Here is a 16,939-nt window from a genome sequence, read left to right as displayed (position 1 = left end):
AATGCCGTCACATCAGTGCAATAGCGTGTTGCGCTCAGAGTCTGCAACCGCCCTCTGAAAAAAGAGATTTCCACATTATTTCTCATCCATTTTCGAGTTGATGGATGAAGTCCACAACTGTAAATATCCAAGCATCATTTCTAATGCACACTGAAAATATACGTCTTGAGAAACTACATCTATATGCGATACATTGTTATGTATTAAATCTTTTTGTAAGCTGAAATGCCCCGGCTACCCTTAGCTAACTTTCCAGTTTCATCTTTTAACTCACCTCTCCTTCTTTTAGCCATTGTAAGAATGCCTAAAATATTAGAAATGAGCATCTCACCTTCTTCTTTTATTAAAGGTTTTTCACGATTTTTAATTTCAGGGAGTGTTTCATCGAAAAAATGAAGTAAATCCTTCTCAAGCTTATCGCCTTTAGACGAAACAGCAGCCCAATCATCCTGCTCAGCGAGCTTATAAATTTCGTCAGCATCTAATTTAAGCTTATTCCATTTGTCCAGCCACATAGCTTCACACCTTATCATCAAACATGTCATAACGGTTCTCTTGATCCCAGTCCAAACAGTGGTCTCTGAAATCACTTTTCACATCTTTGAAAAAAAGCGCTAACTGCTCAAACTGACTATTAATCGACTTAAGAGCAACCTGCTCAGATATCGGAAGCATAGCTGTGGATGTTATGACACTTAACATATACAAGAGTGACCCATCAAAAATAGAGTACAACCAAGCGTGATTATCATCCAAAACCAGATCACTATGGAATTCCTGAATAAACCGATCTGTTAATGTAAAAGCTTGAGGGATATCAGAAATAGGCTCAATCATGCTGATGGCATAGTCACAAGCGTCATCAACCTTTGATTTTATACATTCTAGATTTTCCAGTAATGATTCTTCATAGCCATCCGGACTAAAGCTGAAGAAAGCATCAAATACTGCATTTAAAAGTTCTTGCTTGTGAAAATTATTTTTTAGAGAACCAATATCAATATCTTCACTGTGCAATGAAGATGTACCTTCAATGAAAGAACCATCGCTGCAGTTATAAAAGTTTAAGGAGTCTTGCATGGTATAGTTCCACCCTGCGATGATAGACTCAAGCTCTCTCTTAAACATTGGAAAATAACCAGATGAATATACTTCTTTATCACCAAAATTGGACTTGTAAACTTCTGCACCTTTCTTAAAGTTAAAGCCTTCCGCAACATCTTTCTTCAAGTATTTGTAACTACTATCCTTAGAGTGATGTTTAGTAACATCAACGGTTCCCATATCTGTCCCAAAGAGATAGAAATCCTTAAATCCCATGACGACGAGTGAAGTCACTGCCGAATGCACGCAGCTCGGCGCAAGCCTTGGTAATATAGCAAGCCCCTTATTAGGGATTGAGTAATTAAGAAAAGAAGAACCAGTTTCAATATCTTTTAAGAGCATTCCTTTTTTATTAAATAATCCAGCAACTCCTGGGTGGACCTGGGATACCTGTATAAGAGTAATTTCTTTTAAAATATCAAAAAAATTATCGATGCCATCAGAAGATTTTTTGATCCAGCAGGTTACACTGGCAGTACGCTCTAACTCGACATGAAAGTCAGGTTGAATCTTATTTTTAAGTAACGTTCTCAATGACGAGCCGCAACTTACAACAACAAAGTTATCTTGATTTCTGAAAATAAAATCAAGATCATAATCTAATGATGGGCCATTTCCTATAATCATAACGGGCATATCATCTTGCCCAAGATCCTTCTTTAAACTCCTGTTCGAAGCTAGAATAGGGATATTAGCTTGAAAATTGCCCACGGTATGTGCCAAGCTATATCGAGAGTCGTCATAAAACCCGAACCCTGACAGATAACTATAACTTATAGCTTGCTTCAAATCTTTAAAAATATCGCTATAACTTTCCTTATAAAATGCTGAATAAAGGTACGCACCAGCTACGTTATGGCGACCACTGGCTGTAACCAATAAAGAAACTTCATTTAACAAGGAAGCATAATCCCGCTCTACAATAATATGTAGCTTAAAATCCTTTTCAATGGCTTTTTTTAGAATCGACCTCCAGTCAATTAACTGCATAGACGCATAAAAAACGTCTGGATCGGGCTCGATTATATAAAGATGTTTAATATCTCTTTCCAGATATAATTTCTCAAAATCAAAGCCCATTCCAACCGAAAATAAAAACATTGCATTAATAAAATCAGGTAGCTTATGCTCAATATCAACTTCAGATTCTATTGGTGTATAGTTTTTATCTGATCTAGATTTTATTATATCAAGTATTTTTTCCCCGATTGACGCTAAAGCAGAAAACTGAAACTCACCCAATTTTTTAAGATGAGAAGAGTGCACATAATTAACGTCTCCATTAACGGGCTGTTTATCATCCCCCCCTGGCAAAATGAAGAAAGGCCTTTGAACAGGACTATTAAAATATCCGTTCAGGTTATCTAGGCACTGCTGTACAGGATTATTACCATACAGCAACGTCTCAGATGACCGATCAAAAAGGTTAATATTACCTGCATCATCATAGATCAGGTATATATTTTCTTCTTTATAGTCAGAAAATTTGTCGTAAATATTGGGCAAATAGTTTTTAAATGCTTCCAGGTTATCCGTCAGGCGTTTATCAATAAAAGCAGCGACCAGTTCATGATCCGAGAAGCTAGTAGTTCTATCCTGCATCAGTACTCACCATAGGGCCATTTGATCGCTGCTTCTCGGCTTCAACCACAGCATCCGCTGGTATTGAGTCCCAACCTGCTTTGATCTCAGCCATAACTTTTTCAGCAGATTCAACTTTTTCTACATTCATTTCAGCAGAAGCAGAAATCAACTGATCAAGACAGAAGTCATATAAAGCGAGCAAGTTGCCTGAAACTTCTTCATTCCAGTCAGACTGAAGGCTTGTAGCCAGTGTTGTAATAATTGCCTGAGCCTTAGAAATATGAAAAGACTTTTTTTCATAGTCTTTATTTTCAATTGCAACTTTTGCTTGTTTAAGGAAAATCATACACCCATCAATTAACTTTTTTGTTACCTGATAGGGAGATGCACCTTCTAAGCCGCTCTCTACACTTACATTTTTATACTTACTGATTGCACGATTCATAAAAACTCCTTAACTGGATGCTACGCCCGGTAATGCTGCCAATTGCGGCTGAATTTGAGCCATAATGGAGTTCATTCTAGCCATAGAAGCATCCAAAGCTGTAAACTGTTGCTTTAACATTGATCTATAATTTTCAATATAGCGAGAATGCGCCTCGTACTGCTCTTCAAGATCAGTAAGTTTAGCCTGAACTGAGTCTTCTTGTCCTTTAATAATACCAGTAATACCTACATAGGTATCAACTTGGTCACTGATCAGATCAGCAAGACCATCACTTGAAACTGCACCATCCCCTGCTAAAAGCTTTTTCATGCCTTCAAGGTTATTTAATGCACCATCAAGTCGATCACTATCAATTGCTAAGGTACCGTCTTCTTCAATATCAAGACCGATTGAATACAACGTATCCAGACCTTGATCTGCACCAGAAACTTGCTTTGTAATCAAGTTGTTCAAGACTGACTCGACATTTCTGACGATAGGGTCATTCGAAAGCTTACCGGCAGTGTAGTTATTATCTTCATCTACAGTACCTTTAAGCTCATTCATTGTTTCTCGTAGTTTATTATAAGCTTTAGCAAAGGCTTCGACCTTTGATTTCACGTCTCCGGTATTTTCTCCTACAGTCAATGCAGCTGTTTCAACATCAGCCGTTCCAGTACCCGGTGACTGTTTTAATGCTGTAATCGTAAGACCCGCCACAGCACTATCGAACTCATTGGTATCATTAGTGATAGAAACGCCATCAACTTTTATTTCAGCATCGGAAGCAAGTGATGTTGAACTCATATTGCCAGTAGTTGCCAGTTTTGCAATACCGGTAACACTCAGGTCGTTTCCAGCCCCTGTCACTGAAGACTGGTAAACCAAACGGCCATCAATAATATTCGCAGTTACACCAAAGTTATCATCAGAGCTGTTAACTGCGGCAACGATATCATCCAGTGTTTCATCACCAGTTAGCGTGACCTCAAAAGTCTTACCATCTGCGGCAAAAGAGAGCGTACCACTCAAGTTAGCGTCTTTAGCGCTATCTGCTCGTTCTGACATGTCACCCGTAGTTGTAAAACTGTCAAGACTGGCATCATCATTGGTAACGGTCAGAACTTCTCCAGTACCTTCTGCATAGTACTCAAGACGTCCATCAGTGATTCTTGCTCCAATTCCTGACAGTGCATCAATATTGTTTTTGATGTCATTCAACGAATCACCAGCACCTACGCTAACGTCTACTGTAGCTCCGGTATCTATTTGAAAAGATAACGTTCCAGATTTTCCCAGAGCTGAAGACGCATCTGCATAGCTATCACTTTGATATTTAACAGAACGCCAATCAGATGTGGACTTACTTCCACTGGCAAGAGCAACCACTTCAATGTCGTATGATGAAGCAACGGCATTAGTATCTGATTCCACCTTAATAAGGTCACCACTACTGGGCTGCGTCAGAGTTGGTGTCATTTTTGTAAACAAAGACGCATCTTTCAGATTATCTGCTGCTGTCTTAAAGTCAGACATCAAACTCTTTAGGATGCCCAAACCTGACAGTGAATCTTCTGCTTGAATTTCACGCTTGCCAAGCTGCTCGACCTTAGGCTTAGCTGCAGCCTCGACCAAACCGTCAAGCATTGTTGATAAATCAAGTCCGGAACCAATTCCTAAAAAGTTCATATCAATCTCCTAATGGCGTTGCCCACCATTTTAATGAATCCAGTAAATTACACTTCATCCGAAAGCAAACTAAATGACTGAGATACCGAACCTGACAAAAACTCTTTCATCACTTCGTCAAGACGCTTGGCAATTTCAATGGTTTGCTCAGAAGGAATCTGTCGAATCACTTCGTCAGTATCCTTATCTACAACTTCAACAACAACGCGTTGCAGCTCTTTCTCCACTTGCAGACGCAGGCTGACTTGCTGAATTTCTGCGTATTGATTAACTTTGTCCACAGCATCCTGAAGCTCTTTCTCCCGATCACCGCCACCTTTCTGCCCTGCCATAGCCGACTTAAGCTCATCAACAGCCGATGTTCGAGCATTTTCAAGTTTTACTCCAGCTTCAGTTGTTACCTTGCCAACATCCATACCGGCATTTTTTTGCCGCATTTCGTAACCCTGTCCATAGGCATCGTTAGAACCTTCAACTTTCATGCCAATTCCTCCTAGAGCTTATTGCCCCTTAACTATTGTTATTTTATCGGCCTGTAAAGAGAAAACTTAAATTTCTGTCTAATAAGAAGAGTAGAACAGATAAAAAAAATCCCGCCGTAGCGGGATTTTTCACTGCTGTTAATCAATTAACGCAGTAATGACAGAGCGGTCTGTGGCAACTGGTTCGCCTGAGACAGAATAGTCGTAGAGGCCTGCTGAATAATCTGGTTACGGGTCAGCTCAGCCGTTTCAGAAGCAAAGTCTGTATCCTGAATACGGGAGCGAGAGTCCGATACATTTACAACAGCAGTGGTGTTATTACGTACAGTAGATGCCAAACCATTTTGCTCTGCACCCAATTTGGCACGCTGAGTGTCTACCTGAGTGATCAGACCACTCATGGCGTCCAGCAAAGTGTCTGTTGCGAAACCATGAATTTCATTAAGCTGCGCATCACTATAACCTGCACTTACGGTCCCAGTAATCCCGACCGTAGTTTTCACATTAGCGATAGCCATTATGTTTGATGCAACAGCCGAAGAAGTCGTTGCCTCAGCTTCAAGGATTGTCGTCAGCGCCGCAATATTCACAACGCCAGATACGCCATCTTTGCCAAGGTCAGCAATCTTACCTTCACGGCTAGTACCAAACAGAGCATTAGTGGCAACCCCGGTACTCACATTATTAATTACAGCGTAAGCCGCAACCATTTTACCGATAGTACCTGCAGTATTGAAGCCAGTACTCAGTGTAGACAGATCACCCGTTACACCTTCAGCGTCTGCAACGCCACCAAACAGGGCTGCAAGCTCCGCATTCCCCGTAGTCACCGTATCCTGCTCACCTGCCTGAGCACCGGATTGAATCTGAAAGCCTGATTCAGGGGAATCACCGTTCAGAATCTTCAGCGTGCCATATGCAGTTCGGTCAGCAATATCGTTATTCACATTTAGCAGCTTGGTAAATTCCTGACCTAGCGCGCTACGATCATCATCAGACAGTGTACGGTTACCGCCTTGCACCACAAGCTGACGCATACGTTGAATGTTGTTAGTCACCTCACCCAAAGCACCTTCAGCGATCTGAGCAATAGAGATACCATCATTGGCGTTACGACTTGCCTGGTTCAGACCTGTGATCTGAGTTGTCAGACGATCAGAAATCTGCAGACCCGCCGAATCATCACGAGCACTGTTGATGCGACTACCCGAAGACAGTTTCTCAAAAGAACTGTTCATACGATCTGTCACATTTGACAGGTTTTTCTGGCCATTCAGCGCAGAAACATTGGTATTTACATATAAAGCCATGGGCACACCCCTTCAACTTACATTAATAAACGACTAAAGGTTTAATCCAATCTCTGAGACCGTGATTGCGTCACCTTTGTCTTATCCATATCGGCTTTTTGACGCATTCCTTTAGCATCCTATATTATTTGAAATAAAAAAATCCCACTGAAGCGGGATTTCAGGCTGCTGACAAAGTCCGCACACCTATTTTTCACACTTTTTTCCAAAAATGCGTATTTTTTAAATCCTTTGCAATCAATAGATTAGATAGATCCGTTTTTACCATTTTTCATTTTTTACGCAAAAATAAACCCCTGCAATAAATTGCAGGGGTTTATCAATACTCTGAAATCCCGCCAAAGCGGGATTTTTTACTGCCGTTAATCAATTAACGCAGTAATGACAGAGCGGTCTGTGGCAACTGATTCGCCTGAGACAGAATAGTCGTAGAGGCCTGCTGAATGATCTGGTTACGGGTCAGCTCAGCCGTTTCAGATGCAAAGTCTGTGTCCTGAATGCGGGAACGAGAGTCAGATACGTTTACAACCGCTGTGGTGTTGTTACGTACGGTAGACGCCAAACCATTCTGCTCTGCACCCAGCTTAGCACGCTGCTTATCAACCTGAGTGATCAGACCACTCATAGCATCCAGAAGCGTATCCGTCAGATGACCTGTGATTTTATCCAGCTGCGCGTCAGAGAAGCCAGCAACAGAGTCAATATTAGCAGCAGTATCAATAGAAAAAGCACCTGCCACTGCTGCTGCCACATGAGAAGCATTACCCGCAGAAACACGCCCCGGCGTATCAGTAAGCAGCTTTGTCAGGTTAGCAATGTTAATCTCTGCCCCCTGATCTTTGTCAGTACCATAATCAGCAACTGTGATTGAATCACCGGTACCAAAACCAAACAGAGCTTGGTTAGCCGCAGAAATATTAGATGTACCAGTTAAAGCGGCATACGCTGCAACCATATCACCCATTGCACCGAACTGTCCTATATTAGCAACAGACATGGCAGACATTTTAAGAGTAGCGGTTGCACCGCTGCTGCGACCATACTCACCAAACAACGCTGTGAGCTCTGCATTACCAGTCGTCACTGTATCCTGCTCACCCGCCTGAGCACCGGATTGAATCTGAAAGCCTGATTCAGGAGAATCACCGTTCAGAATCTTCAGTGTGCCATATGCAGTTCGGTCAGCAATATCGTTATTCACATTTAGCAGCTTGGTAAATTCCTGACCTAGCGCGCTACGATCATCATCAGACAGTGTACGGTTACCGCCTTGCACCACAAGCTGACGCATACGTTGAATGTTGTTAGTCACCTCACCCAAAGCACCTTCAGCGATCTGAGCAATAGAGATACCATCATTGGCGTTACGACTTGCCTGGTTCAGACCTGTGATCTGAGTTGTCAGACGATCAGAAATCTGCAGACCCGCCGAATCATCACGAGCACTGTTGATGCGACTACCCGAAGACAGTTTCTCAAAAGAACTGTTCATACGCTCTGTCACATTAGATAGGTTTTTCTGGCCGTTCAGCGCAGAAACATTGGTATTTACATATAAAGCCATGGGTACACCCCTTCAACTTACATTGATAGACGACTAAAGGTTTAATCTAATCTCTGGGATCGTGATCGCGTCACCTTTGTATCATTTATATCGGCTTTTTGACGCATTCCTTTAACACTTTATCTTAGTTGGAACAAAAAAATCCCGCCGAAGCGGGATTTTTCACTGCCGTTAATCAATTAACGCAGTAATGACAGAGCGGTCTGCGGCAACTGGTTCGCCTGAGACAGAATAGTCGTAGAAGCCTGCTGAATGATCTGATTACGGGTCAGTTCAGCCGTTTCAGATGCAAAGTCTGTATCCTGAATACGGGAACGGGAGTCCGATACGTTTACAACCGCTGTGGTGTTGTTACGTACGGTAGACGCCAAACCATTTTGCTCTGCACCCAGCTTAGCACGCTGTTTATCAACCTGAGTGATCAGACCACTCATCGCATTCAGCATCGTATCTGTTGCAAAACTGTTAATGCTATTGACTTGGGCATCAGAGAAGCCAGTTGAAATTGCAGCCACACCACTCATACCCACCAAGGTACCGAACGCTGCAGCAGTATCAGAAGTACCATCGGCGGCAACAGCCTGATCTGACAAAATTTTAGTCAGATTATCGATATTAACCTTAGCGGTACCACCATCATTGGTACCCAAGTCATTCGCTGCAACAGAACCTGTACGAGTACCGAAAATAGCATCTGCAGCGGCAGCCATATCTGACTCACCTGTTACTGCCGCATAAGCGATAACCAGCTTACCTAACGTACCGTAACTGGTCGCCGTTGTAGTACTGATTGCTGACAAATTACCGGTAATACCTTCATCATCTGCAATCTTACCAAACAAAGCTGATAGCTTAGCATTACCAGTCGTCACCGTATCCTGCTCACCCGCCTGAGCACCAGACTGAATCTGAAAGCCTGATTCAGGGGAATCACCGTTCAGAATCTTCAAGGTGCCGTATGCAGTCCGATCAGCAATATCGTTGTTTACATTCAGCAGCTTGGTAAACTCCTGACCGAGCGCACTGCGATCATCAGTTGACAACGTACGGTTACCACCCTGCACAACCAACTGACGCATACGCTGAACGTTGTTAGTTACTTCACCCAGAGCACCTTCAGCGATCTGTGCGATAGAGATGCCATCATTAGCATTACGACTTGCCTGATTTAGACCTGTGATCTGAGTCGTCAGACGATCAGAAATCTGCAGACCCGCCGAATCATCACGAGCACTATTGATGCGGCTACCCGAAGACAGTTTCTCAAAAGAACTGTTCATACGATCTGTCACATTAGACAGGTTTCTCTGACCATTCAGTGCAGAAACATTGGTGTTTACATATAAAGCCATGGGAGCACCCCTTAAACTTTCGTTAAATAGAGAACGCAATGTGAAATATTAATTCAGAGAAAACCACATTACTTTGTAAATTTATTATCGACTGCGTTAGTCAGAACTTTAACATTATTCTTAAATCAAAAAAAAACCCCGGATCGTAAAGATCCAGGGCTTGAATTCAGGTTGAATCATGACGTTGACGCAATGCTAGCCCCTTGCTCAAAAGCTACGTAGCGACAAGATCAATTAACCCAATAATGTTAGCGCTGTCTGAGGCAACTGGTTAGCTTGAGACAGGATGGTTGTAGAAGCCTGCTGAATAATCTGATTGCGAGTCAGTTCCGCAGTTTCAGCTGCAAAATCAGTGTCCTGAATACGTGAACGAGAGTCAGACACATTAACGACGGCAGTCGTGTTATTTCGTACAACAGAACTCAGGCCGTTTTGCTCTGCACCTAACTTAGCTCGCTGCTTATCAATCTGGGTAATCAGGCTGCTCATTGAATCCAGCAGTGTATCGGTTGCAAAAGCATGTATCGTGTGCAACTCATCGCCGGTCAACACATCAGAGCCCGTGCCCGCCAGCCCCATAAATCCGAGTGCACCGCTAATGGTTGATAGTGTAGTAAAACCACCACTGCCAGACGCTTCCTGGGTCAAAACTTTCGTTAATTCGTCGATATTAATTGTTGCAGCGCCGCGCTCACCCAGGTTATTAGCAGCAGAAACGTTAGCCCTAGGTCCAACAACCGCACTAGCTGCAACAGCAATATCTGATTCACCGGTAACAGCCATGTAGGCACCGATTATCTCACCTAGCGTGCCGTACGCAGACAAGCCAGTAGTACTCATAGCAGATAGGACACCTGTAATCCCTTCATCAGACAACACTTTACCAAATAGGGCTGTCAGCTTGGCATTACCGGTTGTAATGGTATCTTGCTCACCTGAATGAGCACCTGTTTGAATTTGAAACCCTGAATCCGGAGAGTCTGCATTCAATAACTTCTGGGTTCCAAACGAAGTACGATCTGCAATACCATTATTAACATTCAGAAGCTTCGTAAACTCCTGACCCAAAGCGCTGCGGTCATCAGCTGACAAAGTACGATTACCACCCTGTACAACCAGCTGACGCATACGCTGAACATTGTTGGTTACTTCGCCCAGAGCGCCCTCAGCAATCTGTGCGATAGAAATGCCATCGTTGGCGTTTCGGGTAGCCTGCTCCAAACCAATCACCTGAGTTGTCAGACGATCAGAAATCTGAAGGCCTGCTGCATCGTCCTTTGCGCTGTTAATACGACTACCTGACGACAGCTTCTCAAAAGAGCTGTTCATGCGTGCAGTTACATCGCTCAGGTTTTTCTGGCCATTCAAAGCCGCCACGTTTGTATTTACAAATAGAGCCATATAGTGTCCCGTCCTTTTTTTCAGGTATTGGGCTGCAGCCTTATCACTGCCAATGAAATTTAGTTGCCAGGCTCAGCCTATTTGGCTTATCGCCTAAGCCAGCCTTACAAAGGATAAAGCAAATGGCATGCCAAAACAAAAAACCTATAAAAATCATAGGATTAGAGTGGTCAGCGGCAAGTTAAAGCCACAATAATCTGCAGCGGCAAACTCATACGAAAAGTAAAAGAGGAAAGAAATGGCCGTTATAGATGCAAGAAAGCCACTCATTTGAGTGGCTTTCTTTTGTGCTTCATTAGGATAGAAGCTCTTTTAGTTAATGTAATTAAATAGACTTAAAGATGATACTTTACTGAAGGTTTGCTGGGAGGCCTGCAGTGCTGTCTGCTCCAGAACGAAGCGACCAGTTGCTTCGGTATAGTCCAAATCCTCCAGGTTACTCACCTGCTCTTTCAGGAAGATCTCAACGCTGTCATTGTTACCACCGATCGCACTGATACTATTTCTGCGCGTACCGTGTTCGGTACGGGCCACTTCAACACTGTTAAGCCAGCTGTCCAAATCATCAAGGGAAGAGGCCAGCATATCTTTATCTTTCTGAGCACCGGTATGGTTTTCCAGCGTTTCCGCCAGACGACGCATTCCCGTCAACATATCCTGTTTTTCGTTATTCACGCGCAGGGTAAAGCTGTCTCCGTTAGTAACCAAGCCATCAAAAGTTGCAGGATCAAATGCTAAGTTTCCTACCGAGCCATCAGCCCCTTGATTCAAATAATCCTGCAAAGCTTCCAGTGTATTTGGGGTATTAGGCGGTGTCGGTGCTGAAAGGTCAATAACAGCACCGCTAGGGCCAGTCACTGTAATCTCCACTGGCGCTACAGCATCATTAGCAACCTGAATATCAAAATCGCCAATTTTATTACCCGGCAAGAACGCCTGAGAACCTGAGGCAATGGTTATATCACCTGTACCTGCATTTGCATCAGAAGGATAACTCGTCATCGGGCTTGCCGCAAAAAGCGCTGACTCAATATCTTCGAAGATCTCTTTGCCGGTCATATTCAGGGGTGATCGAACGCTATCAGAGATCTGTACAGAGCGCTCCTTCGAGTCACCCTGATACTCGTAACTACCATCTGCCTGACGTTGGAAAGGCGGGGTATCAACCTTGCTGCCAGAGAAGATATAGTTACCCTGCTCATCTTTGGTATTCACCAATTTTTCCAGTTGATCGGTGATTGCTCGAATCTCTAAGCCAACAGTTTTACGACCATCATCTCCAATCGTGTCGTTATTGGCCTGAATCATCAACTGGCGAACACGTTGAAGACGATCATGTATTGTATCGAGTGTTGATTCACTGGTTCGTAAGCTTTTTTCTGCATAATCGATGTTTTTGCCATACTGCTCAATATTTGCCAATTTGTTCTTGGCATTAAAAGCCAACGTGCTTGCAACAGGATCATCTGAGGGAGTTAGAACCCGCTTACCCGTACCCAATTGCTGAGAAGTATAAAAAAGCTCTGTTTGCTTTTTCAGAATGCTGTTGGTGTTGTTATGGTTAATTAAAGAAGTTGAAACACGCATTTTAATTATCTCCCTACAGCATTAATCAGAGATGAGAACAATTGCTGAGACACCGCTATCAACTGAGCCGAAGCATTGTAAGCCTGCTGGAATTTCACCAGATTTGCCGCCTCTTCATCTAAATTCACACCTGAAACGCTTTCACGTAAAGCCACACTTTGTTTCAAGATAGTCGCTCCCGATTCTGCATTAACCTTGGACTCAGCGGTTTTCACACCCACAGCTTCCACAATGTGAGAATAACCATCCTGGAAAGTGGTCTTACCATTATCAATCACACCTTTGGACTGAAGGTCAGACATTACACTACCATTTGAGTTATCACCAAAACCATCGCGGTTAAACTCAACCAGGATTGCATCTCCGTTCTGAGGAATGCCCCCTAAATCCATGCTGAATCCCCAAGTATCAGGGATCACATTTTGTGTTGACCCAAGCTCAAATGCATCGGCACCTGTGGCTGAATAAAGAACATTCCCCGTATTGACATCGACAATGTCATATTCCATCGAGCTGTCACCGGTGACAAAGTTATCATTGGGGTCAAAATCAACCTTAATGCCATCGGGAAGATCCGTTACAGTCGGCACGGCACCACTATCATAGAAACGCAACTGTCCATCACGCTGATCAAAAAACACGCTAGGGTCAGCTGGAATACCTTGACTTGTAACAATTCCACCGCCACTGGCGGCAGACTTGAAAGTGTCGCTTACATTTCTCGATACAACGCCAAGCGATCCAGTGTTGTATGAGGCCTCCGTTGCCCGCATTGGGGAAGCCAAAGCAATTTCATCACTATCTGTAATCTCTCTACGAATATCTTTTGCACCGTTTCGGGTGGGTGAAATCGTAAAATCATCACCTTTATAAACCTGATTTGTCGCACTAGAAGGAAGCTTAAGGCGCATACCATCGACTTCAACCCGGATATTCGGGTCTTTTAAGTCAGCCATGGTGACAATAGATTTATTAACAGTAACAGGTGGGATTACTGAGGTATCCGTGTATTCAAAGCGCACCTTATTACCGTCAGAATCCCGCAAATTAAAGGTTGCATTTACAGCCGTTGCATCAGTACCGTCTGATAGTACTGTGAGCCGATAATCTTTATTGGTCAGCTTGGAAGGATCTGAGATTTCAACCTCCATTCCCAAACGACTGCGAGAATTATTATCCTGGTAGGGCGTAACACGCTCTTCCATTAGCTCGCGCTCATTCACATCCCGAAAAAAGTTGCCGCCAATCTCATTGTTAAGATTCATGCCCAACTTGTGTTGATCATTAAAGCTTTCAGATATTGTGATCGCCAAGCGCCCCAGCTCATTCATTGCAGGATTAAGCACTTCTTGTCGGAAACGTAACAAGCCACCCAATTCACCACCAGTGATCAGATCGGTGATCATTTTGTCACCTTCTTTAGGATCGCTGTAATACACATCCAGGGCTTTATCGTCAGAACGGCCAGGTGCTGCCTTTAGGAGAAAAGAATCATCATTGACCACAAGGGGGAAGCCATCACCTACAATGACTGAAACCGTACCATCGGCAACGTTGGTGGTTTTTACTTCAACATACTCACTCAACTCACGCAGCTTCTCCTCACGCATATCCATAAGGTCATTAGGAGGCAATCCTCCAGTACGCCCACTGGCAGCAGCAATCTCTTTATTCAGCTCAGCAATTGATGCTGCGATTCTGTTGATATCCTCAACATTGGTCGCCAGCTGAGTATTGAGGTTATCACTGGTATTCTCATACCGATCATTAATCAAGTTAAAACGCTCAACCAATTTTTTTGACTCTGACAGGACCAAGCCTCGCAATGGTTGAGAATCCGGTTCATCATTTAGCGACTCCATAGCCGCGAAAAAGTCATTCAGAACCGCACCAGGGCTGGAAGAGGGATCAGCCAACAAATTATCCAGCTGTTTAGCATAATCAAGAACTGTCTCATATTCTTTAGCTAAACTGGTATCGTTACGTACCTGCTGAGTAAGAAATTCATCCGAAATACGACGAATAGTCGTCGTCATTGCACCAGTCCCGTAATACCCTTCACCAGTGCCATAAGCCGGTGTCGTTTGCTGAAGAGCCTGCTGCCGGCTAAATCCCGGAGTATCCAGATTGGCAATATTATGACCCGTCACGTTCAACGCATTCTGGTGAACATGAGTACCTGAATAACCTAATTTAAGAAGATCTGTCATCGTTCCGCTCCAATATCAAGAGCCAGCCTTTAGCTCTCAACACAGTGAATAACCCGGCATCATCCCTGGCTATTTTGATAGTTTTTTACCGCAACAGTCATACTGCTACTGTTGATAATTCGTTGAATTTTCTGCGCATAGGCCGGGTCAGTTGCGTAGCCAGCATCCTGAAGGCCCTTGGTAAACTTAACCGGATCAGAAGCATGCTTTAACGCCTCTTTATATCTCGGATTTTTCTGAAGAAAGTCCGCATAATCTTTCAGGCTGGATTCATAGTTATTGTAAGCTCTGAAAGATGCCTGCTCTTTTTGTGCGACACCACCGCGATACTCCAGAGTCGAAACAATCGCTGACTTACCACTCCAACGGCTATCCGCCTTGATACCAAATAGGTTAAAACTATTTTTGCCCTGCTCATCACGAATCATGTAGCGCCCCCAGCCTGTTTCCAGGGCTGCCTGAGACAGCATTACCTTAGGATCAACCCCTAACTCTTTTGCCGCTTTTTCCGCCATAGGGTAGAGGGAACGGACAAAATCTTCCGGTGAGGAGAAACCATCTTCTATCCGCTTAGCGTCTTCAGTAGCCGCCGCTCTCGCAGCGCGTTCAGCAGCAAATTTATCGCGCCAGCTCTGCATCAGCTCCGGATCATAGCGATTTGCCGGGAAACGACTTCCACGATCCAACATATCCTGAATCGATATGGGGTTGCGGGTTTTATCAGCTTCAGTTTCCAAGCCGTAGTCTTTGCTAAGCTGGCGAACAAGCACATCAGCTAAACCAAAAGTTCCGCCCTCAGTAATCGTTACTGCCATCTGCTCATCAAACATCTGCTGGTAAAAGCGAACCTGTTCGCTATCAAAAATGCCATCTTTGGAAAGCAGCTCATTGGATTGACGGGCATTTTTCATGATCATCTGAACCATCATAGCCTCGAACTGAGCGGCCACTTCTTTCAGGGCTTCCGGATCATCATCCCGCGCACCTTTTCTAAGGGACTCAAGCCCCTGAACATCGGTGACAACCCGCGCCTGATCATATCTGCTATTAATCATTTACCTGTCCTTCCAAAGCTTATTGCCGCCTTTTGCATATAGGACATTTTGCAAGGTTTATGCCATTAACTGCCAAACGTTAAATAACAACCAGATCTGCATTCAACGCACCAGCTTGTTTAAGCGCTTCAAGAATAGCCATCAGATCCCCAGGCGCAGCACCGACCTGATTTACCGCACGAACAATCTCGTCCAGTGTTACACCGGGAGCAAACTTAAACATGGTGGAATCATCTTGCCGAACATCAATATTGCTACTTTCTTGAACAGCAGTTTCTCCACCAGCGAGTGCATTTGGCTGAACAACCTCAGGTGCCTCCTGAATGGTCACTGTAAGGCTGCCATGAGTCACCGCGGCAGGAGCTACACGAACATTCTGACCAATTACAATCGTTCCGGTGCGAGAGTTGATGATAATTTTTGCCGACTCTTCCCCCGGCTGAACTTCCAGATTTTCAAGCACAGACAGATAACTGACTCGCTGAGAAGGATCTCTTGGGGCGCGCACACGAATAGACACAGCATCGTAGGCCTGCGCAACATTATCACCCAACAGATCATTGACACGCTCAGCGACACGCTTTGCAGTCGTAAAATCAGGACGGTGCAGGTTAAAGGTAATGCTGTCACCACCGTAAAAGTTGTGAGCAACGGCACGCTCAACGGTGGCTCCATTAGGTATGCGGCCAACACTTGGCACATTAACCTGAATACGGGAGCCATCAGCGCCCTCAGCACCAAGACCACCAACAACCAGACTTCCCTGAGCGACGGCATAGGTATTACCGTCAGCACCACGTAAAGGGGCCATCAATAAGGTACCTCCGCGAAGGCTCGCAGCATTACCGATAGAACTTACTGTGACATCAATTCGCTGACCCGGCTTGGTAAAAGGCGGCAGCTCCGCATGAATCGTGACTGCGGCAATATTTTTGGATTTTGGATCTACGCCAGGGGGCAAAGTAATACCAAACTGGCTCATCATGTTGGCAAACGTCTGGTTAGTAAAAGGGGCTTTATCACCTGTACCGCTCAGACCAACAATCAACCCGTAACCGATCAGCTGGTTAGTACGCACACCTTCAACATTGGTAATATCTTTAAGGCGCTCAGCCTGTACAAAGGTAGCAACGACCATTAAGACAAAAGAGATTAAATAGCGCATACCATACTC

Annotated in this window: 13 protein-coding genes; all 13 read right to left on the bottom strand. The window is 44.1% G+C overall.

Annotated features, from left to right (window positions below; translation table 11 throughout):
* Positions 1-203: 203 nt before the first annotated feature.
* The gene (locus AC4GL5_RS03530) at positions 204-515 is read right to left on the bottom strand and encodes a hypothetical protein (RefSeq protein ID WP_490381402.1); all 312 of its coding nucleotides are present in this window, start codon (positions 513-515) and stop codon (positions 204-206) included.
* A 4-nt stretch (positions 516-519) separates the two neighbouring features.
* Positions 520-2,706, bottom strand: a complete 2,187-nt coding sequence (locus tag AC4GL5_RS03525) for a motility associated factor glycosyltransferase family protein (RefSeq protein WP_490381401.1) — start codon at positions 2,704-2,706, stop codon at positions 520-522.
* Entirely contained in the window at positions 2,696-3,133 is a 438-nt protein-coding gene (gene fliS / locus AC4GL5_RS03520) for a flagellar export chaperone FliS (protein WP_490381400.1), read from the bottom strand. Before fliS ends, AC4GL5_RS03525 begins: the two co-directional genes overlap by 11 nt.
* Positions 3,134-3,142: 9 nt before the next feature.
* Positions 3,143-4,804 carry a flagellar filament capping protein FliD gene (fliD, locus tag AC4GL5_RS03515; RefSeq protein ID WP_490381399.1) on the bottom strand — a complete coding sequence of 554 codons (1,662 nt, stop codon included), beginning with the start codon at positions 4,802-4,804 and terminating at the stop codon, positions 3,143-3,145.
* Positions 4,805-4,851: 47 nt separating this feature from the next.
* Positions 4,852-5,286 (bottom strand): flagellar protein FlaG, encoded by a 435-nt coding sequence (locus AC4GL5_RS03510; RefSeq protein WP_490381398.1) that lies wholly within the window; start codon positions 5,284-5,286, stop codon positions 4,852-4,854.
* Between the two features lie 146 nt (positions 5,287-5,432).
* Positions 5,433-6,596, bottom strand: coding sequence for a flagellin N-terminal helical domain-containing protein (locus AC4GL5_RS03505; protein ID WP_490381397.1), 1,164 nt, complete (start codon positions 6,594-6,596; stop codon positions 5,433-5,435).
* 370 nt (positions 6,597-6,966) lie between these two features.
* Positions 6,967-8,160 (bottom strand): flagellin N-terminal helical domain-containing protein, encoded by a 1,194-nt coding sequence (locus AC4GL5_RS03500; RefSeq protein ID WP_490381396.1) that lies wholly within the window; start codon positions 8,158-8,160, stop codon positions 6,967-6,969.
* A gap of 179 nt (positions 8,161-8,339) precedes the next feature.
* A complete protein-coding gene (locus AC4GL5_RS03495) occupies positions 8,340-9,512 on the bottom strand; it encodes a flagellin N-terminal helical domain-containing protein (protein WP_490381395.1) in 1,173 nt (390 codons plus the stop codon).
* Positions 9,513-9,746: 234 nt separating this feature from the next.
* A complete protein-coding gene (locus AC4GL5_RS03490; protein ID WP_490381394.1) occupies positions 9,747-10,913 on the bottom strand; it encodes a flagellin N-terminal helical domain-containing protein in 1,167 nt (388 codons plus the stop codon).
* Between the two features lie 312 nt (positions 10,914-11,225).
* Positions 11,226-12,500, bottom strand: a complete 1,275-nt coding sequence (gene flgL / locus AC4GL5_RS03485; protein WP_490381393.1) for a flagellar hook-associated protein FlgL — start codon at positions 12,498-12,500, stop codon at positions 11,226-11,228.
* A gap of 5 nt (positions 12,501-12,505) precedes the next feature.
* A complete protein-coding gene (gene flgK / locus AC4GL5_RS03480) occupies positions 12,506-14,710 on the bottom strand; it encodes a flagellar hook-associated protein FlgK (RefSeq protein ID WP_490381392.1) in 2,205 nt (734 codons plus the stop codon).
* A gap of 59 nt (positions 14,711-14,769) precedes the next feature.
* Positions 14,770-15,765 carry a flagellar assembly peptidoglycan hydrolase FlgJ gene (gene flgJ / locus AC4GL5_RS03475; RefSeq protein WP_490381391.1) on the bottom strand — a complete coding sequence of 332 codons (996 nt, stop codon included), beginning with the start codon at positions 15,763-15,765 and terminating at the stop codon, positions 14,770-14,772.
* Positions 15,766-15,844: 79 nt separating this feature from the next.
* Complete coding sequence (locus tag AC4GL5_RS03470) at positions 15,845-16,930, bottom strand: flagellar basal body P-ring protein FlgI (RefSeq protein ID WP_490381390.1); 1,086 nt, start codon at positions 16,928-16,930, stop codon at positions 15,845-15,847.
* Positions 16,931-16,939: the final 9 nt, after the last annotated feature.

This window comes from Oceanospirillum sp., from assembly GCF_982874595.1.
Note: the sequence above shows the minus strand (reverse complement) of the source record. Positions and strands in the feature narration are given on the sequence as shown.

Bases quoted from the DNA above. Each gene is read 5' to 3' on its own strand.
- AC4GL5_RS03530 (WP_490381402.1), bottom strand. From the start codon at position 515: ATGTGGCTGGACAAATGGAATAAGCTTAAATTAGATGCTGACGAAATT.
- AC4GL5_RS03525 (WP_490381401.1), bottom strand. From the start codon at position 2,706: ATGCAGGATAGAACTACTAGCTTCTCGGATCATGAACTGGTCGCTGCT.
- fliS (WP_490381400.1), bottom strand. From the start codon at position 3,133: ATGAATCGTGCAATCAGTAAGTATAAAAATGTAAGTGTAGAGAGCGGC.
- fliD (WP_490381399.1), bottom strand. From the start codon at position 4,804: ATGAACTTTTTAGGAATTGGTTCCGGACTTGATTTATCAACAATGCTT.
- AC4GL5_RS03510 (WP_490381398.1), bottom strand. From the start codon at position 5,286: ATGAAAGTTGAAGGTTCTAACGATGCCTATGGACAGGGTTACGAAATG.
- AC4GL5_RS03505 (WP_490381397.1), bottom strand. From the start codon at position 6,596: ATGGCTTTATATGTAAATACCAATGTTTCTGCGCTGAATGGCCAGAAA.
- AC4GL5_RS03500 (WP_490381396.1), bottom strand. From the start codon at position 8,160: ATGGCTTTATATGTAAATACCAATGTTTCTGCGCTGAACGGCCAGAAA.
- AC4GL5_RS03495 (WP_490381395.1), bottom strand. From the start codon at position 9,512: ATGGCTTTATATGTAAACACCAATGTTTCTGCACTGAATGGTCAGAGA.
- AC4GL5_RS03490 (WP_490381394.1), bottom strand. From the start codon at position 10,913: ATGGCTCTATTTGTAAATACAAACGTGGCGGCTTTGAATGGCCAGAAA.
- flgL (WP_490381393.1), bottom strand. From the start codon at position 12,500: ATGCGTGTTTCAACTTCTTTAATTAACCATAACAACACCAACAGCATT.
- flgK (WP_490381392.1), bottom strand. From the start codon at position 14,710: ATGACAGATCTTCTTAAATTAGGTTATTCAGGTACTCATGTTCACCAG.
- flgJ (WP_490381391.1), bottom strand. From the start codon at position 15,765: ATGATTAATAGCAGATATGATCAGGCGCGGGTTGTCACCGATGTTCAG.
- AC4GL5_RS03470 (WP_490381390.1), bottom strand. From the start codon at position 16,930: ATGCGCTATTTAATCTCTTTTGTCTTAATGGTCGTTGCTACCTTTGTA.